This window comes from Solilutibacter tolerans (assembly GCF_900155935.1).
Lineage (GTDB): Bacteria > Pseudomonadota > Gammaproteobacteria > Xanthomonadales > Xanthomonadaceae > Solilutibacter > Solilutibacter tolerans.
In genome coordinates, this window is sequence record NZ_FTLW01000003.1 from 115,603 (window position 1) to 133,529 (window position 17,927).

Annotated in this window: 19 protein-coding genes and 4 tRNA genes; 6 read left to right on the top strand and 17 right to left on the bottom strand. The window is 62.4% G+C overall.

The genetic code is table 11. The features are described 5' to 3' along the window. Positions 1-369: 369 nt before the first annotated feature. The 13 genes from tuf to BW989_RS06825 all read right to left on the bottom strand — a co-directional run bounded on the left by tuf (position 370) and on the right by BW989_RS06825 (position 10,099). Positions 370-1,560, bottom strand: coding sequence for an elongation factor Tu (gene tuf / locus BW989_RS06765; RefSeq protein WP_076586711.1), 1,191 nt, complete (start codon positions 1,558-1,560; stop codon positions 370-372). Positions 1,561-1,599: 39 nt separating this feature from the next. Next, positions 1,600-1,675 (bottom strand) — tRNA-Thr (locus BW989_RS06770). Between the two features lie 33 nt (positions 1,676-1,708). After that, positions 1,709-1,782, bottom strand: a tRNA-Gly gene (locus tag BW989_RS06775). A gap of 30 nt (positions 1,783-1,812) precedes the next feature. Next, a tRNA-Tyr gene (locus BW989_RS06780) sits at positions 1,813-1,898 on the bottom strand. Between the two features lie 97 nt (positions 1,899-1,995). Beyond that, positions 1,996-3,060, bottom strand: a complete 1,065-nt coding sequence (locus tag BW989_RS06785; protein ID WP_207551635.1) for an isoaspartyl peptidase/L-asparaginase family protein — start codon at positions 3,058-3,060, stop codon at positions 1,996-1,998. 115 nt (positions 3,061-3,175) lie between these two features. Continuing rightward, positions 3,176-4,267 carry a redox-regulated ATPase YchF gene (gene ychF / locus BW989_RS06790; RefSeq protein ID WP_076586713.1) on the bottom strand — a complete coding sequence of 364 codons (1,092 nt, stop codon included), beginning with the start codon at positions 4,265-4,267 and terminating at the stop codon, positions 3,176-3,178. 50 nt (positions 4,268-4,317) lie between these two features. Next, entirely contained in the window at positions 4,318-4,896 is a 579-nt protein-coding gene (gene pth / locus BW989_RS06795; protein ID WP_076587228.1) for an aminoacyl-tRNA hydrolase, read from the bottom strand. Positions 4,897-4,944: 48 nt separating this feature from the next. Then, positions 4,945-5,637 carry a 50S ribosomal protein L25/general stress protein Ctc gene (locus BW989_RS06800; RefSeq protein WP_076586715.1) on the bottom strand — a complete coding sequence of 231 codons (693 nt, stop codon included), beginning with the start codon at positions 5,635-5,637 and terminating at the stop codon, positions 4,945-4,947. A gap of 123 nt (positions 5,638-5,760) precedes the next feature. Further along, the gene (locus tag BW989_RS06805) at positions 5,761-6,720 is read right to left on the bottom strand and encodes a ribose-phosphate diphosphokinase (protein WP_076586717.1); all 960 of its coding nucleotides are present in this window, start codon (positions 6,718-6,720) and stop codon (positions 5,761-5,763) included. Positions 6,721-6,767: 47 nt separating this feature from the next. Continuing rightward, positions 6,768-6,843: transfer RNA gene (locus tag BW989_RS06810), tRNA-Gln, on the bottom strand. 28 nt (positions 6,844-6,871) lie between these two features. Beyond that, positions 6,872-7,738: a 4-(cytidine 5'-diphospho)-2-C-methyl-D-erythritol kinase gene (ispE, locus tag BW989_RS06815; RefSeq protein ID WP_076587229.1), complete on the bottom strand. Its 867-nt coding sequence runs from the start codon at positions 7,736-7,738 to the stop codon at positions 6,872-6,874. Positions 7,739-7,748: 10 nt separating this feature from the next. Then, a complete protein-coding gene (gene lolB / locus BW989_RS06820; RefSeq protein ID WP_076586719.1) occupies positions 7,749-8,408 on the bottom strand; it encodes a lipoprotein insertase outer membrane protein LolB in 660 nt (219 codons plus the stop codon). Then, on the bottom strand, positions 8,405-10,099 hold the full coding sequence (locus BW989_RS06825) for a tetratricopeptide repeat protein (protein ID WP_207551636.1): 1,695 nt from the start codon (positions 10,097-10,099) through the stop codon (positions 8,405-8,407). Before BW989_RS06825 ends, lolB begins: the two co-directional genes overlap by 4 nt. Positions 10,100-10,154: 55 nt before the next feature. On the opposite strand from BW989_RS06825, the gene hemA reads away from it, so the two are divergent. From hemA to ppk2, 4 genes are all read left to right on the top strand, one after another. Further along, a complete protein-coding gene (gene hemA, locus BW989_RS06830) occupies positions 10,155-11,468 on the top strand; it encodes a glutamyl-tRNA reductase (RefSeq protein WP_076586721.1) in 1,314 nt (437 codons plus the stop codon). After that, positions 11,440-12,525, top strand: a complete 1,086-nt coding sequence (gene prfA, locus BW989_RS06835; RefSeq protein WP_076586723.1) for a peptide chain release factor 1 — start codon at positions 11,440-11,442, stop codon at positions 12,523-12,525. Before hemA ends, prfA begins: the two co-directional genes overlap by 29 nt. Positions 12,526-12,592: 67 nt before the next feature. Next, positions 12,593-13,039: a GNAT family N-acetyltransferase gene (locus tag BW989_RS06840; RefSeq protein WP_076586725.1), complete on the top strand. Its 447-nt coding sequence runs from the start codon at positions 12,593-12,595 to the stop codon at positions 13,037-13,039. 18 nt (positions 13,040-13,057) lie between these two features. Beyond that, the gene (gene ppk2, locus BW989_RS06845; protein ID WP_076586727.1) at positions 13,058-13,852 is read left to right on the top strand and encodes a polyphosphate kinase 2; all 795 of its coding nucleotides are present in this window, start codon (positions 13,058-13,060) and stop codon (positions 13,850-13,852) included. A gap of 18 nt (positions 13,853-13,870) precedes the next feature. Here the strand turns inward: ppk2 and BW989_RS06850 are convergent, their stop codons facing one another. From BW989_RS06850 to BW989_RS06865, 4 genes are read right to left on the bottom strand one after another with little or no spacing between them, the layout of a single operon-like run. Continuing rightward, on the bottom strand, positions 13,871-14,143 hold the full coding sequence (locus BW989_RS06850; protein ID WP_076586729.1) for an acylphosphatase: 273 nt from the start codon (positions 14,141-14,143) through the stop codon (positions 13,871-13,873). After that, the gene (locus tag BW989_RS06855; protein ID WP_083688351.1) at positions 14,143-15,084 is read right to left on the bottom strand and encodes an alpha/beta hydrolase; all 942 of its coding nucleotides are present in this window, start codon (positions 15,082-15,084) and stop codon (positions 14,143-14,145) included. Before BW989_RS06855 ends, BW989_RS06850 begins: the two co-directional genes overlap by 1 nt. Further along, a complete protein-coding gene (locus BW989_RS06860) occupies positions 15,041-15,577 on the bottom strand; it encodes a TlpA family protein disulfide reductase (protein WP_076587235.1) in 537 nt (178 codons plus the stop codon). Before BW989_RS06860 ends, BW989_RS06855 begins: the two co-directional genes overlap by 44 nt. A gap of 26 nt (positions 15,578-15,603) precedes the next feature. Beyond that, positions 15,604-16,860 (bottom strand): YihY family inner membrane protein, encoded by a 1,257-nt coding sequence (locus BW989_RS06865; protein WP_076586731.1) that lies wholly within the window; start codon positions 16,858-16,860, stop codon positions 15,604-15,606. 104 nt (positions 16,861-16,964) lie between these two features. On the opposite strand from BW989_RS06865, the gene wrbA reads away from it, so the two are divergent. Continuing rightward, complete coding sequence (gene wrbA, locus BW989_RS06870) at positions 16,965-17,558, top strand: NAD(P)H:quinone oxidoreductase (RefSeq protein WP_076586734.1); 594 nt, start codon at positions 16,965-16,967, stop codon at positions 17,556-17,558. Next, positions 17,555-17,902, top strand: coding sequence for a hypothetical protein (locus tag BW989_RS06875; protein ID WP_076586736.1), 348 nt, complete (start codon positions 17,555-17,557; stop codon positions 17,900-17,902). Before wrbA ends, BW989_RS06875 begins: the two co-directional genes overlap by 4 nt. The last annotated feature ends 25 nt before the right edge of the window (positions 17,903-17,927 follow it).

Genomic DNA, 17,927 nt, shown 5'->3' on the forward strand with positions numbered 1-17,927 from the left:
CTAGGTGTGCCGAACCCGGTGGTTGCGACGTGCAAGCACCGAAGCGCAGGCCGTATCGCGGTGAAACTTTCCCAAAAACAAAGGCGGCCCGGTCTCCCGGTCCGCCCAGACACCAACAAACGCGTGTGTCACCCGGCATTGCCAGATGAGCCACGCGACCTGTCCTTGTCTGGCGAAGACGAGGCGCTTCCTGCTCCTCATTTCGCTGGCTGCGGCCATCGTGCAAGCACGAATCCGCAAGTGGTCTTACATTCTAGCAGGCATTTTCAAGCCCTTGCAAGCCTTTTTCTGCCTTGGACCGAGCGGCTCGCGCCGCCCTGCCCTGATCCGGCCTGCTTCCGGCATGCGGAAGCAGGGGCTGGACCGGTCTTACTTGAGGATCTTCGCCACCACGCCGGCGCCGACCGTACGGCCGCCTTCGCGGATCGCGAAGCGCAGGCCTTCGTCCATGGCGACCGGGTTGATCAGGCTGACGACCATCTTCACGTTGTCGCCCGGCATCACCATCTCGGTGCCTTCCGGCAGCTCGACCGCACCGGTGATGTCGGTGGTACGGAAGTAGAACTGCGGACGGTAGCCCTTGAAGAACGGCGTGTGACGGCCGCCTTCGTCCTTCGACAACACGTACACCTCGGCTTCGAACTCGGTGTGCGGGGTGATCGAACCCGGCTTGCACAGCACCTGGCCGCGCTCGACGTCGTCACGCTTGGTGCCGCGCAGCAGCAGACCGGCGTTGTCGCCTGCCTGGCCCTGGTCCAGCAGCTTGCGGAACATTTCAACGCCCGTAACGGTCGTCTTCTGGGTCGGGCGGATACCGACGATCTCGATTTCCTCACCCACCTTGATCACGCCGCGCTCGATTCGGCCGGTCACCACGGTGCCGCGGCCCGAGATCGAGAACACGTCTTCCACCGGCATCAGGAACGCCTTGTCCACGTCGCGCTCCGGCTCCGGGATCCAGGTGTCCAGCGCGTCGACCAGCTTCAGGATCGCCGGCACGCCGATCTCGCTCTGGTCGCCTTCCAGCGCCAGGCGGGCCGAGCCCGAGATGATCGGGGTGTCGTCGCCCGGGAACTCGTACTTCGACAGAAGTTCACGCACTTCCATCTCCACCAGCTCCAAGAGCTCAGCGTCGTCCACCATGTCGGCCTTGTTCAGGAACACGACGATGTACGGCACGCCGACCTGACGCGACAACAGGATGTGCTCGCGGGTCTGCGGCATCGGGCCGTCAGCGGCCGAGCACACCAGGATCGCGCCGTCCATCTGCGCCGCACCGGTGATCATGTTCTTGACGTAGTCGGCGTGGCCCGGGCAATCGACGTGGGCGTAGTGACGGGTCGGGCTCTCGTATTCGACGTGTGCGGTCGAAATCGTGATGCCGCGTGCCTTTTCTTCCGGCGCCGCGTCAATCGCGTCATAGGCCTTGAACTCGCCGCCGAAACGCTCTGCGCCCACCTTCGTCAGCGCCGCCGTCAGCGTCGTCTTGCCGTGGTCAACGTGACCAATCGTGCCCACGTTCACGTGGGGCTTGGTGCGCTCGAACTTACCCTTTGCCATGATTTTTCTCGGTTCTGGATTGCGGTGGTATTGCGAATATGGTGCTCACGAATGGAATCGAACCATCGACCTCCTCCTTACCAAGGAGGTGCTCTACCGACTGAGCTACGTGAGCGGATTGTTGTTACCTTCCGACGGTGTGGTTCAGTGGAGCGGGAGACGGGAATCGAACCCGCACTAGTAGCTTGGAAGGCTACAGTTCTACCATTGAACTACTCCCGCACTCGGAAGCCGTTCGCCACTAAACGATGATGGTGGAGGGAGGTGGATTCGAACCACCGAAGGCGTAAGCCAGCAGATTTACAGTCTGCCCCCGTTGGCCGCTTGGGTATCCCTCCGCCGAAACCGTCTGGCGGTGAAACAGCCCGTTATTCTGACGGGCGTCTCAAGGCATGTCAACGCTCCGCAACGAAGAATTTGAATACCGGTGCACGCTCAACGCACCGGGGCATCCAGCGTGGCCTGGGCAGCCGGCAAAACGTCGCCGCGCAGGCCTTCATCGACGTACAGGGCGACATGTGGCTGGCCACTGGCATCGATCCAGCCGCGGTACATGCCCTCGGTGTTGAAGGGGAAGGCGAAATCGCCATCCGCCGTCATCACGATCGCCCCACCATTGCCACCCAAATTGACGATGTCGCCATTCACGATGGCCGCACCCGCAGCTGCCGCCGACTCGCCTTCAAATTCTACCCGGGCACAAGTCATTCTCGCTGCCGCGGTACGAATGTAGTATTCGCCCCAGCCGGTGCCGGAGAAGGCGCACTGCTTATCCGCCCATGTGCCAGCCCCGATGATCGGGCTGTCACCAACTCGGTTCCAGCGCTTGTTGCTCATCCCACCGGTCGAGGTTCCGGCGGCGAGATTGCCCGCCGAATCCAGCGCCAGTGCGCCCACGGTGCCGATATAGCGGAGATATTCAGGTCCGGCGGCAACCTGCTTGCCCGCCTCCTGTAACTGCGCCTTGCGCAACTGGCCGGCGCGCTTTTCGGTGTGGAAGTATGAGGTCGGCATCATCGTGAACCCTTGCGCCTTGGCGAAGGTTTCCGCGCCCTTCCCCACCAGCATCACGTGCGGCGACTTATCCATGACCGCGCGGGCCAGAAGAATCGGGTTCTTGATATGTTGCACGCCCGCGACCGCGCCTGCGCGCTGGGTGTGGCCTTCCATGATCGAGGAATCCAGCTCGTTGCGGCCCTCATGGGTGAACACCGCGCCCTTGCCCGCATTGAAATAAGGACTGTCCTCAAGCACGGTGATCGCGGCGGTCACGGCATCGAGTGCGGGCTTGCCCGCTTGCAGCTCTCCATAACCATTGCGAAGCGCGGTCTCCAGCACCTTGCGGATCGCGGCATCGTCGTTCTTGCTGTTTTCGCGGCGAATCACCCCGGCGCCGCCGTGGATCACCAGCACCGGCTTGCTGACTTTTGATCGGGATTGCGCACCAACTGGCGCAGCGGCAAGGCTGAACGTGGCAGCAAGCACGCCGAGAACGATCATCTGGCGCATCGGTCTTCTCTAGTTCGGATGTTTCACGATACTAAAGCGAAAGGGCATCCCCCAAAACAAAAAGGCCGATGCAGGGCACCGGCCTTGGGTGTGCGATGAAACGCGCTCAAACGTTGAAGCGGAAGTGCAGCACGTCGCCCTCGGCGACCTTATATTCCTTGCCTTCCAGGCGCAGGCGACCGGCTTCCTTGGCACCTGCCTCGCCTTTGTACTTGATGTAGTCGTCGTAGCCGATGGTCTCGGCGCGGATGAAGCCTTTTTCGAAATCGGTGTGGATGACACCGGCCGCTTGCGGCGCCGTCGAGCCTTTCTTGACTGTCCAGGCACGTACTTCCTTGACGCCTGCGGTGAAGTAGGTCTGCAGGCCGAGCAGCGTGTAGGCCGCACGAATGACGCGATTGAGACCGGGCTCTTCCAGGCCCAGATCGGCGAGGAAGGTGTCGCGGTCTTCGTCATCGAGTTGCGACAACTCTTCTTCGATGGCTGCAGAAACCGGCACCACTTGCGAACCTTCGGCTTCGGCGCGCGCGCGCACGGCATCGAGATACGGGTTGTTATCGAAACCGTCTTCGAGCACGTTGGCGACGTACATCACCGGCTTGGTGGTGAGCAGGAAGAGATCACGAATCGCTGCCTTGTCCTCATCGGAAAGACCCAGTGCGCGCACCGGCTTGCCTTCATCCAGACCCGCACGCACGCGGCCCAGCACTTCAACACGCACCTTCGCGTCCTTGTCGCCGCTCTTGGCGTTGCGCTCGGCGCGCTGCAGGGCTTTCTCGACGGATTCAAGATCGGCCAGCGCGAGCTCGGTATCGATGGTCTCGATGTCGGCGATCGGATCGACCTTGTTGTTGACGTGGATGACGTCGGCGTTCTCGAAGCAACGCACGACGTGCGCGATCGCATCCACCTCGCGAATGTGGGCCAGGAACTTGTTGCCGAGGCCCTCACCCTTGGCCGCACCGGCGACGAGGCCGGCGATGTCGACGAATTCCACGGCGGTCGGGATCACCTTCTCCGGCTTGACGATGGCGGACAACTCACCCAAGCGCGGATCCGGCACCGGCACCACGCCGACGTTGGGCTCGATCGTGCAGAAAGGGAAGTTGGCCGCGGCGATGCCGGCCTTGGTGAGCGCATTGAACAGCGTGGATTTGCCGACGTTCGGCAGGCCGACGATGCCGCATTGAATGGCCATGTCTTGCTCCGGGCAGCGCGCGTGCGCCGCAGAAATCTGGATGGAAAATCTTAAGAAGAAGTATTGAGGCGCTTCTGCGCCTCGTTGAAGTTGCCCTCGGCGAGCAAGGGCATGATCGCGAGCGCATCGTCGATGCCGCGTGCGATCAGTACATCGTCATCGGCATTCGCGCGGCCCAGCACCCAGCCGGTGACGCGATCCTTGTGGCCAGGATGGCCGATGCCGACGCGTAGCCGACCGAACTTGCCGTGGCCGGTGTGCTTGAAGATGTCGCGCAGGCCATTCTGCCCGCCGTGCCCGCCATCAAACTTGAGACGAACCGTGCCAGGTGGCATGTCCAGCTCATCGTGCGCAACCAGCATGGCGCCGGGTTCGATCTTCCAGAAGCGCAGCGCCGCGGCAACCGACTTGCCACTGAGGTTCATGAAGGTGCTGGGCTTGAGCACCCAGATGTCGCGACCGCCGATGTTCACGCGGGCGACTTCACCGAACAATTTGGATTCCACGCTCCAGCGCGCACCGGCCGCATCGACCAGTTCGTCCACAAAACGAAAACCCGCGTTGTGGCGGGTCTTCGCGTGTTCGGATCCCGGATTGCCGAGCCCGACGATGAGGCGGAGTGCTTGCATCGATCGATGCGACGGGAGGACCTGCGCCATCCCGTCGCGCCAAGGCGATTACTCGCCCTTGCTCTCGCCTTCGCCTTCCGGCGCGGCTTCGTCGCCGCCCTGGTCGATGGCGGGCACGTCGTCGGCCGGCACTTCTTCCGCGACTTCTTCTTCGACTTCTTCCTTGACGAAGCGCGCCACGGCCACGGCCGGGTTGTGCTCTTCGCTGACCGCGTGCGACAGCTCGACGCCCGACGGCAGCTTGACGTCGGCCAGGTACACAGTGTCGCCGGCGGCGATATTGCCGAGATCGACTTCGATGAACTCCGGCAGGTCCTTCGGCAAGCAGACGATGTCGAGGTCGTTCAGTTCGCTGGTCACCGAGACATCGGCAGCCTTGCCCGCGGGCGACTCGTCGATGTTGATGAAGTGCAGCGGCACCTTGACGTGGATCTTCTCGCCCGCCTTCACGCGCTGGAAGTCCAGGTGCATGATGATTTGCTTGTACGGGTGGCGCTGCATGTCACGCAGCAGCACTTGCTGGGCCTTGCCATCGACGGCCAAGGTGATGATCGACGAATAGAACCAGTCGTTCATCTGGGCAAGCCAAGTCGGCTCGTGCTCGAGCTCGATGCTCACCGGGTCGGCGCCACCGCCGTAGACGACGGCAGGAATGCGGCCCGCATGACGCAGGCGGCGGCTCGCACCCTTCCCCTCGTCCTTGCGGCCGAACGCCGTCAGTTTGTGTTCTTTGCTAGCCATTTCAGTTACTCACTTTCAGTCATTGAAAGCTGCATTGCTGCAGCAAGGCGACTCATCCGCGACCAGATGAGCCGTGTCCGCGACGCTCGGCATGAGCGCCACGAATGGGGTGCTGCTCTTGCGTCAGTCGACGTAGAGCGAGCTCACCGACTCGCCAAAGGCGATGCGGCGAATGGTTTCTGCCAAGAGCTCCGCCACCGAGAGCTGGCGGATCTTGCCGCAGGCCTTGGCGGCCTGGGAGAGCGGGATGGTGTCGGTGACGACCAGCTCATCCAGCGCGGAATTCGTGATGTTGTCGATCGCCGCGCCCGACAACACCGGGTGGGTGATGTAAGCGGCGACCTTGGCCGCGCCATGCCGCTTGAGGGCAGCGGCAGCAGCGCACAAGGTGCCGGCGGTATCGACGATGTCATCGACAAGAACACAGTCCTTGCCGGCGACATCACCAATGATGTTCATCACCGTCGCGACGTTCGCCTTCGGACGACGCTTGTCGATGATGGCAAGGTCGGCATCGTCCAGACGCTTGGCAATCGCGCGTGCGCGCACCACGCCGCCGACGTCCGGGCTAACCACGATCAGATTGTCGGTGCCATAGGCGCGCCAGATGTCGGCAAGCAGCAGCGGCGAGGCGTAGACGTTATCGACCGGGATGTCGAAAAAGCCTTGGATCTGGTCGGCGTGCAGGTCCAGCGTCAGCACGCGGTCGGTATGCACCGTGTTGAACATGCTGGCCGCGACCTTGGCGGTGATCGGCACGCGCGCCGAGCGCGGGCGGCGGTCCTGGCGGGCGTAGCCAAAATACGGAACCACGGCGGTCACGCGGTTGGCGGAGGCACGCTTGAGCGCGTCAATCAACACCAACAGCTCCATCAGGTTCTCGGCCGAGGGCGCGCAGGTCGGCTGGATGACGAAGACATCCTGGCCGCGCACGTTTTCCTCGATCTCTACCTGCACCTCGCCATCGGAGAAACGCCCGACCAGCGCCTTGCCCATGCGGATGCCCAGCTCGTCGCAAACAGCCTTGGCCAATGGGCGATTCGCGTTACCCGAGAACACCAGCAAGTTGGGCTGTTCCTGCATCTGAGACTCCGCTTCGCTCTGACCGCGCGGTGGATGGTGGATGGAGATGGCAGGGGCGGAAGGATTCGAACCTACGCATGCCAGGATCAAAACCTGGTGCCTTAACCACTTGGCGACGCCCCTGTAAAACGTTCGGAATCAACGCGATGCGTCAGCTCCGTCTCTCCAGCGCATCCAGCAACGGCGATCGTGCCGCGCCTTCCGCGACCCGCGCGTCCAGTTGCGCGGGCAATCGCTGCAGGGCGTCCATCGCTTCATCGCGCGTGGCGAATTCGACGAAACAACCGCTGCCGCTGCCGGTCAAACGTGGCGTACCGATGGCTGAAAGCGCGTTCAGCACGGAATCCACCGCGTTTTCGCGCTTCCGCAGCACCGGCTCGAACGCATTGCCCGAGAGCGATCCTGAAAGGAAGTTGGCTATTGTCGCGGGCGCGGAATCCCGCGTCAAATCTTCGGCCTGAAAAAGTCCTGCGGTCGGGGCATGAACCCCGGGGAAAGCCAGCACATACCAGGCCGGCGGCAGGTCGATCGGGGTGATGACATCCCCCACGCCTTCGGCCCAGGCGTTCTGCCCATGAACAAAGACCGGCACATCTGCGCCCAATGACAGGCCGAGCCGAGCGATGCTATCAGTGGGCCAATCCAGCCCCCATAGGCGATTGAGAGCAACCAAGACAGTGGCCGCATCCGACGACCCACCACCAAATCCGCCGCCTGACGGAATTCGCTTTTTGACCCCGATATCAACACCTTGAGCGATATTCGACTCTTTTTTTAGTGATTTCGCGGCTTTTACCATCAGGTCGTCAGCCTCCACGACACCCTCGGCGGACTCACCTAGCCGGCGAATTCCACCATCGCCGCGCATGCGCAGGTACACGGTGTCACCCCAATCGAGCAGACGAAATACGGTCTGCAGCGTGTGGTAGCCATCCGGCCGACGTCCGGTGATCTGCAGAAACAGGTTGAGTTTGGCCGGCGCAGGCCATGCGCTCCAGCCTTCAGCTTCAGGAAACATCACTGTCGGATCAGCCACCCGTCGCATCGCTCCACTGGTCGATGACGAGTCGTACACGGCTGTCACCGCGCGTGGCGGTGATGCGCCCAGGCAGACCATCACTGCGATGCTGTTCAAAATCGATGCGCCAACCGTCCTGGTCGAGGCGGATCAAGTCAGTGCCCGAGCCGAAAACATACCCGGTCGGCACCGGGTGCGTGGCGGCCGTGCCGCGCAACCAGAACCGCATCGATTGCACGGGGATGTCCCAACCCGTTGCCTCACGCAGCAAGGTCGCGGCATCGACACCACTGCGCGGCCCCCCTTCCAGGCCCGTGATCGTGGCTTTTTGGTTTGCGACATCCAGCTGCCAGCTTTGTCGGGTGATCGGCGCGCTCAAGGTCACCGAATAGTCCAGCGGGCCGCGCTGCTGCCAATCTATACGCGCATTGCCGGCGTTCTTGCCGGTGCTGATAGCGGCGCGCGCTTGCATCGACCACACATCCTCACCTCGTGCGGCAACACTGGCCTTGTGCGCCGCGAGCGTTGCACTGCATACAACGCTCATTTCCGCGACATCGCACACCGAAGCATAAGCGGGCAAGGAACGGGTCTGCTGCCCCGCGCAACCAGCGAGCAACGCCGCGAGTGTCACTGCTGCAGTAAGCGTGTAGGGATGTCGCATCGTCATGATCCCGCCCCTGTTTTTTCCAGCGCACGCCTCAGCGAACGATTCTCCGGGTCGATTCGGCGCGCTTGATCGAACCATTTCTGTGCTTCGTCCTTGCGCCCCAGCACCCACAGCACTTCAGCGACATGGGCTGCGACTTCCGCATCCTTGTTGAGCGCGAAGGACCGCTCCAATTGCACCAGCGCTTCTTCGTTGCGACCAAGGCGATACAGCACCCAACCGTGGCTATCGATGATCGCGGCGTTCCCCGGATCAGCCACGCGCGCACGATCGATCAGCTCCAAGGCTTCGCGATAACGCGTGGTGCGATCAGCCAGCGTGTAACCCAGCGCATTGAGCGCGGCGACATTGTCGGGCTCAATCACCAGCAATTTGCGCAGGTCCGCCTCGGCGCGATCAATCTGATCGACACGCTCCCATGCAAGCGCCCGGCTGTAGAGGATGGCGAGCTCATCCGGCATCGCGGCGAGGCCGCGTGCATAGGCATCAAACTCGCCTTTTTCGTCGCCATCTTCGCGGCGCAATTCGGCCTCGGCGAGGTAGGCGTCGCGCACGACTTCACCCTCTGCCGCGTCATCGTTTTGCAATGCGCGCAATGCGGCGAATCCTTCGTCCTTGCGGCCCATCGCATGAAAGGTGCTGGCGCGCCGCAGTCGAGCGACATCGCGCAGATTGCCGCCCGCCACAGCGTCGTACCACTGCAGCGCTTCGTCGTATTTCTTCAGGGTCTCCGCCACCTGCCCCAGCAGCAGGCGTTGGCGCGGGTCGCCAGGGCCAACAGTTTCAGCCTTGAGCTCGGCGTACAACTTTTCCAGACCCGGATCGTCCTTGGCGCGCGAGAGCATCGCGGCGCGCAGGGCGCGGGTCTGGGTGTTCTGCGGGCCACCAGCCAGTATCGCGGCAGAGGTCGCGGCATCGCCCAGCGCTTCGTACTCGCCAGCCAGGGCCAGACGTGCACCCGGAATCTCATCGAGGCGGCTGCGCAGAGCCTCCAATTGTTGGCGAGCATCATCCAGATTCCCGGCTTCTCGCGCTAGGCTCGCCTGCAACAGTTGCACGCGCGGCTCGTTCGGGTGTGCTTTGACGATGTCGGCAATCAACGCATCGACCAAAGGCTGTTGCTGGAGACGTTGCGCCAGCCCGGCGAAGGCCAGTTGTGCGTCCATGTCCTTGGGCAAGGCATCTCGCTCGCGCAATTTCTGCAGCACGTCGGCCGTGGATGCGGTGTCTTTGCCGCCCGCCGACAACGCGATCAGCGCATAGCGCCAGCCGCGCGGATCCGGGTTGCGCAGCAAAGCCTCCAGGCTGCTGACAGCCGTCGCGGCTTTCCCGCCGCGCAGGGCCAGGGTGGCCTCGGTCGCGGACAGGGCGAGCGATGGCTCCGCGCCGCGCTTCCACAGGGCCAATGCTGCGTTGGCGGTGCGATCGTCGTTGGCCAAGAGCGCGATGCGCGCGGCGCGCTCGGCCAAACCGATATCACCGCTTTTGCGCGCGGCTTCCAGATAATGCTTGGCCGCCTCATCCAATTTGCCCGCCTGCAGGGCGAATTCGCCGGCCAACATCGGCTCCAAGGCCACATTCCCGGGGGCCGGCTTGGGCGTCTTTGCCGCCAGCTGCCAGGGCGCACAGGCAAGCAACATCGACATCAAGAGGATGGATAAACGGCGAACGTGACTGTCAGGCATCGGCAGGGGCGTAAAATGCGCGGTTTGGAATCGCAGCCAGCTTAATCGCAAGCGCCTGAACATGCCGACCCGGCCCACCTTCCACGCCTTGGGTGTCAACCATCAGACCGCGCCGGTCAGCCTGCGCGAGCGTCTGGCGTTTGACGAGGGCGCGTTGCCGGAAGCGCTATCGGCATTGAAATCGCTGCCGGGCGTGCAAGAAGCTGCGATTCTCTCCACCTGCAATCGCACCGAGCTATACGTTTTGGCAGAGGGTGATGCAGCGGGGCTGCACGAATGGCTGGCCGACCGCCCCGGCGGCCGTTTGGCGCTGGAGGCGTACCTGTATCGCCATCGGGATGCCGACGCCGTGCGTCACCTGTTTCGGGTCGCAGCGGGGCTGGACTCACTGGTATTGGGCGAGCCGCAAATCCTGGGTCAGGTGAAGGAGGCCTGGGCATCGGCGCGCGAAGCCGGCACGCTCGGCAGTTCGCTGGATCGTTTGTTCCAGCAAGCCTTCGGCACGGCCAAGCACGCACGTACGCATACCCGTATCGGTCAACATCCGGTGTCGGTGGCCTCCACCGCCGTGCGCCTGGCGCAGGACACCTTCGCGCGACTGGAGGATTCGACGGTGCTGCTGATCGGCGCGGGCGAGACCATCGAGCTCACCGCCAAGCATTTGTCCGAAGGCCGGGTGAAGCGGCTGCTCATTGCCAACCGCACCCTCGCCCACGCACAGGAAATCGCCGGGCGTCACGGTGGATTTGCACTGCCGTTGTCGGAGCTGGACCGTCACCTCGCCGAAGCCGACATCGTGTTCTCTGCCACTGCCGCGCGTGAGCCGGTGGTGACGCGCTCGCAGGTCGCCGATGCGTTGAAGGCGCGTCGTCATCGCCCGATGCTGCTGCTGGATTTGGCCGTACCGCGCGATATCGAAGCCGATATCGCCAAGCTTCGTGATGTGTTCCTGTACACGGTCGATGATCTCGAACGCGTGGTCGAAGACAACCGCCGCAGCCGACGCGAAGCCGCTGATGAAGCCGAAGCGATTGCGACGCTGCATGCCGAGCGATTCATGGAGCGTCTTGCGTTGATCCGCAACGATGCACCGCTGCGCCAACTGCGCCAGCACGGCGAAGCCGCGCGCGCCGAGGCGATGCGCAAGGCGCAACGATTGCTGCAATCGGGGGCGGATCCACAAGAAGCGCTTGACCTGCTCGCACACACCCTGACCAATCGCTTGTTGCACGCGCCGACTGTTGCACTGCGCGAAGCGGCGGCCATTGGCGATGCAGAACTGGGACGCGCGGTGGACCGCCTCTTCCCCACCACCGGCGCCACCGACACTAACGACGAATCGAACGATGCTGCCGACCCTGCGCCGCAAGCTTGAGCTGCTCGCCGAACGGCGCGATGAACTTGAACGTCTGCTAGCCGACCCATCGGTGATCGGCGACCAGAACGCCTTTCGCAAACTGTCACGCGAATTCGCGCGGCTTGAACCCGTTGCCCAGGCGATGAACGAAGACAGGCAAGCCCGCGAGGACCTCGCCGCCGCCATCGAGTTGCGCGCGGACCCGGAACTGGCCGCGATGGCGGAGGAAGAGATTGCGGCAGCCGAAGCCCGCATCGCCGAACTCGACACCGTATTGATGGGCCACCTGGTGCCCCGCGATGCGCGCGACGACGGCAGTCTGTATCTGGAAGTGCGCGCCGGCACGGGTGGTGACGAGGCCGCGATCTTTGCCGGCGACTTGTTCCGCATGTACTCGCGCTATGCCGAAAAACAAGGCTGGAAGGTGGAAGTCGAATCCGCCAACCAGGGCGAACACGGCGGTTATCGCGAAGTGGTCGCGCGCGTGGAAGGCGATGGCGCGTACTCGAAGCTGAAGTTCGAATCCGGCACCCATCGCGTACAACGCGTACCGGAAACCGAATCGCAAGGCCGCATCCACACCTCGGCCGCGACCGTCGCGATCATTGCCGAGGAAGGCGGCGATGTTGAAATCGAAATCAATCCCGCCGATTTGCGCGTCGATACCTACCGCTCATCCGGCGCGGGTGGTCAGCACGTCAACAAAACCGATTCCGCAATTCGTATCACGCATCTTCCCAGCGGCGTGGTGGTGGAGTCGCAAACCGAGCGCAGCCAACACGCCAACCGCGACAAGGCCATGAAGCGACTGAAGGCGATGTTGGTCGAGGCCGAGATCGAGCGCCGCGAGGCCGCCCAGGCCGCTGACCGCAAGTTGCAGGTCGGCAGCGGCGATCGCAGCCAGCGCATCCGCACCTACAATTTTCCGCAAGGCCGTATCACCGATCATCGCGTCGAGGGCCTGACCCTGTACGACTTGCCGAATGTGCTGGAAGGCGCGCTGGACCCGTTGATCGACCGCTTGGCACAGGAAGCGCAGGCCGATGCACTGGCACGGTTGACCGACGCGCCCTGAGACACCGAATAACGATTCTTCAACACGCGCTGTGATGTGCTTGGCGTCCTCAAAACCGGGGGCGAGGATGAAAACCAAGGTCCGCCAGGCAGAACTGGATGATGTCGATGAACTGGTGCCGTTGTTTGACGCGTATCGACAGTTTTACGACCAACCCAGCGACCTGACCCGTGCACGCAACTGGTTGCGCGCACGCATCGGTGCGAACGAATCCGTAGTATTGCTGGCTGAAACCGATGGCAATGCAGTCGGTTTCACCCAGCTGTATCCGATGTATTCATCCGTGCATACCGCGCGCATCTGGGTCTTGAATGACTTGTATGTCCCACCCGACCAGCGTCGACACGGCGTGGCCAAGGCCTTGCTGAAGGCCGCCATCGAATACGCCCGCAACGATGGTGCCAGTCGCTTGCAGCTGGAGACCGGTCGCCGCAACGAAGCCGCGCGCGCGCTGTATCGCAATGCGGGCTGGCAGGAAGACGACACTCAGTGGTATTCAGTGCCTTTGAACTGAGCACGGGTGACGCAGGCCATGAGCAAACTCAAGCGCAAGGACTACGAGCCCTTGCTGGAACCGCTGCAGGTGGAGCTGGCGCAAATGGCGCAGTGGGCCGCAGCCACGGGGCAGCGCATCCTGGTTTTGTTCGAGGGCCGGGACACCGCAGGTAAGGGGGGCGCGATCAAGGCTGTCAGCGAACACCTAAACCCGCGCCAATGCCGCGTGGTCGCACTACCCAAGCCGACCGAACGCGAAGCGTCGCAATGGTATTTCCAGCGCTACGTGTCGCACCTGCCCGCAGCCGGAGAAATCGTGCTGTTCGACCGAAGCTGGTACAACCGCGCCGGCGTCGAGAGGATCATGGGATTTGCGACATCCGCACAAGTGAAAGCTTTCCTGCAGCAAGCACCCGTCTTTGAAAAGCAATTGGTCGATGACGGTATCCTGCTTTTCAAGTACTGGCTGTCCTGCGATCAGGTGCAACAGGAAAAGCGTTTCGCCGAACGTCGCGAGGATCCGCTCAAGGGCTGGAAGCTTTCACCCATCGACCTCAAGGCGCGCGAGTTGTACGGCGACTACACCGCGGCGCGCGAAGCGATGTTGAAGGCCACGCACACCAAGGACGCACCTTGGACACTGGTCGATTTCAACGATCAAAAACTGGGCCGATTGACCTTGATTCGCGATTTGATAGACCGGCTGCCTGATACGCATATGGACGCGGAGCCCATCGACTTCCCCTCACTACCCGGCAAGCCGAAAAAGGAGCGCTTCGGCATGGTCAAACCCCTTACTGATTTCCCATTAAGTAAAAAGAAAAAAGACTGAGCCCGCTCAATATGAATTTCAGGCGATGTTGAACCCGACCGGCACACCGTCCGCTTCAACATCTTCGCGAGCCACATGATCCACGTGCGCCAGTGGTGGGCCTTCATGCAACCAGGCCTGCAGTGCATCGAGTGATGCGACATCACCCACCGCCAGCACTTCCACGCCGCCATTCACCAAATTAGTTGCATGACAGGCTCCCAGGCCCAACTGCTCAGCCTGCTTGAGCGTGCTGGCGCGAAACCACACGCCCTGCACCTTGCCGCTGATGAGAAAACGCGCGGCAGGCATCAGTGATCACCCGCCGCGGCTTCTTGCTTGGCGGCCTGCACTTCGTCATCGAACAGCCACAACATCGCCTGCCGATAGGTTTCGCCAACGCTGGCTGCATGCGTGCCATTGGCGATGACCAGCCGCTTGAGCGCCCATGGCGCATCGCGCCGCGATTGCCACGCATCGCCCCACTCACGCACGAAAGTCTGACGGAACTCGGGTTCGCGCTCGCCGATGGCCACAGCCAAGTGCAGATCACCTCTTGCATGCGCCGCGGCAGGCGCAAAGAATCGGTCGCGTCCGGGCGTGGTGGCGGGGTTGCTGGCGATGCGACCCCAGAACAAGTCCGGTGCCTCCATGGCCGACCACAGCACGAAATAGCCACTACGTGACTGCCCCGCCAAGATACGGCGTGTCGGATCGATGCGGTATCGGCTTTCGATGGTCGGCAACAATTCGGTTTCGAGGAAACGCAGGAAGCGAGGCGCGCCATCCTGGCCGGGCTTGCCGTCCACCGCGGGCGGGTTGAAATCGATGTCACGCTTGTTGATCGACGGATCGAATCCGCCATACGCGATACCAACGATCACCGCTTCCGGCAATTTTTCGTCGTAGGTGAGGAAGAGATGCTGTGGTGCCAACATCGGAAACAGGCTGTCCCCATCCAGCAGATACACCACCGGATAGCGTTTGACACTGGATGGGTCATACCCTTCGGGCAAACGTACATACACGTGATACGCACGTCCGACCTGATTCGACTCTAGTTTCAGGTAATCGCCCTTGAGCGAGGGCAGATGATTGAGCGGGACGATGTCGCTTCCGATTGCTCTGGCGGGTGGCGATGCCGGCGTGGACGCACAGCCCGCCATAACCAAGATCACCGCGACGAGTAAACACTTCACCGCATCGCCCTCATGCACTGCCGAGTGAAGGGCCGCCTGCTTCGGCGATGGCATCTTCGATCAATTTTGCCGTGACCGGTCCGACGAACTGACGTGTCAACTTCCCATCCGGTGCGATGAGGTACGTCAAAGGCAGTCCGCGCGGCGCTTCAAATGAGGCTGGCGGGTTGGTCACACCGATGATCGCGATGGGATAGACCACAGGGCGCTCTGCCAAGAATGCACGCAGGTCGTCGGCCGGGATGTCTTCGTAGGCAAGGCCGATCACCTCGATGTGCTCGCGCATGGCATCGAGCGCGGAAAGCTCGGGCATTTCCTTGATGCAAGGCCCGCACCACGTGGCCCAGTAATTGACCACCACCCATTTGCCTCGCTGCGCAGTCAGGTCAAAGGTCTTGCCATCCAAGGTGTCGATGGAAAGCACGGGCACCTCGCCGATGGCCGCCGGTTTCACTGTTACAGGCACGACGGGCTGGTTCGACGGCGTGGCGACGGGCTTGGCCGCATCGTCAGCAGCTGGCTTGCACGCCGCCAGCACGCACAACATCAACGGCAAGATCAGGTGGCGTAGCTTCACTGGGCGGGCTCCTTAACGGGCATGTCGTCGTACACGGTGGCCACCTTGCGCTTGAGCAAGTCGCGCAAGGGAATCCGCAAGTCGTCGATCACTGATGACACACAAACACCTAACTCATCATCACGGCAAGGCAGGTGCGCTTCGGCGGTCGGTATGCGCAGGTGGCAGGCTTCGTAGAGTTCAGTCAGGGTGATCTGGTCCAGGTCACGCGAGAGCAACCATTCACCCGACTCCGCACGCGCAACCACATCAATCTCATCCAGCTGACTGAGGAACTGTTGCACCAGGGCATCGGTCAGCATCGGCTCCATCGCTTGTATCTCGTCCACGTGCAGGCCGCGCCCATCCTGCCGCGCTTCCTGCAAGCGACCCAACATCCGCAGCAAGCCATACATTTCATAGCCTATCGGCAGACGCATGGAAGCCGGCTGGTAGCGGAATGCGGAGAGGCTTGCGGCGAAAGACGCGCCGAGCAATATCGACACCCACCCCATATAGATCCACAACAGGAAGATGGGGGCCAATGCCAACGCGCCGTACAAGTTCTTGTAGGTTTCCGAATGGCCGAAATAGAAGCCCAGCGCCCACTTGATGAGATCGAACGCGATCGCGGCGAGGATTGCACCTGCAAAGGCGTGACGCCATTTGATCGTGCGGTGGGGCACGACGCGATAAATCAAAGTAAAGCAAACCAACTCGATGAGGATCGGCGTGCCGCGCAGCATCAAGCCGCTCAACCACTGGCCCGCACTGGTCTCGGAAAAAAATGCGAGCGCGAACAAGCGCGTGGAAAGCGCCAGACCGCTCGCCGCCAGCAAGGCGCCCAAGGTCATCACCGTCCAATAGACGAGGAAACGGCTGAACTTGGGACGCGCGGTCGGCACCCGCCAGATGCGATTGAACACCGCCTCGACGCTGGTCAAGGTGACCAGCAGCGACACGATCAACGCGACCACGCCTGCCGCGGTCATCTTCACCTTCGTATCTTTGTTGGGCAGCAGGTAGGTCTTTACCGACTCGGCGGCGCTCGGCACGAAATTGTTGAAGATGTAATTGCCCAGCGCATCGGTCCAGCGCTCGAAGCCCGGGAACGCCGACAACACGCCAAAGACCACGAACGACAAGGGCACGATGGCGAAGGTAGTGGTGAAGGCCAGCGCACCGGCGGCCTCGAACAAACGGTCATCGACAAAGCGACGGCCGACGAATCGGGCGAAGGTCAACATCCGTGCGCGATCGCGGACGCGTTCCATGACATGGCCTTGCAGGCGACGATGTGCAGGTATTCCAGACATCGGCAAAGACTAGCAGGCGCCCCGTGCGCATACACTGTCAGCCCCCGAAACAGGTGAAACGGATGGCAGACGTCCTGGTGGTTTATTACAGCCGAGTCGGCTCGGTTGCAGCACTGGCTCGACAAATCGCCCGTGGCGTGGGCGAAATCGATGGAATGACGGCGCGCTTGCGCACCGTACCGCCCGTGGCATCGCAAACCGAAACAGCCATGCCGCCGGTACCGGAAACCGGCGCGCCCTACGTGACGACCAAGGATCTGGAAGAGTGCGCCGGCCTTGCCATTGGTAGTCCGACGCGCTTCGGCAACATGGCCGCGCCGATGAAGCACTTCCTTGATGGCTTGGGCAGTCAATGGGCCAGCGGTGTGCTGATCGGCAAACCGGCCGGGGCATTCACCTCGACCGCGAGCATGCACGGCGGCCAGGAATCGACCTTGTTGTCGATGATGATTCCCCTGCTACACCACGGCTGCATCATCACCGGCCTCCCCTACAGCGAGCCACGCCTGTCATCGACCCAAACCGGTGGCACGCCTTACGGCCCCAGCCACGTCTCGGGCGCACACGCCGACCCGACCTTGTCCGATGACGAAGCGGAGCTCGCACGTGCCTTCGGCCGCCGCTTGGCCGAGCTCGCAAGGAAGTTGGCCGCATGACTGCCAGCAAGCGTCTATTGTTTATCGCATTGCTGCTGCTGGCCGCGTTGTTCGCTTGGGGCTTCCGCAGCAATCCAGCGACCTTGATCTTTGCCGCGGGGCCGCCGTTCCTGATCGCCTTGGCCCTGGTGCTGCGCTTTCGCAGCGCGGCCTTCTGGGCCGGCGTGTTTTCGCTGGGCTGGTTCTCGTTCGGCGTGATGGAAGCATGGACACTCAGTGGCGGCGCGCGTACCTACGCCTTGGCCATAGTGGCGCTTTCGCTGGTGATCGTCGGCGCCTCCAGTTGGGGCGGGATGAAGGCGCGATTCGGGAAGCATGACGGCAAGCCCGGGGGTTCAGCGTAAAATCGCCGACATCACGCATCGTGGA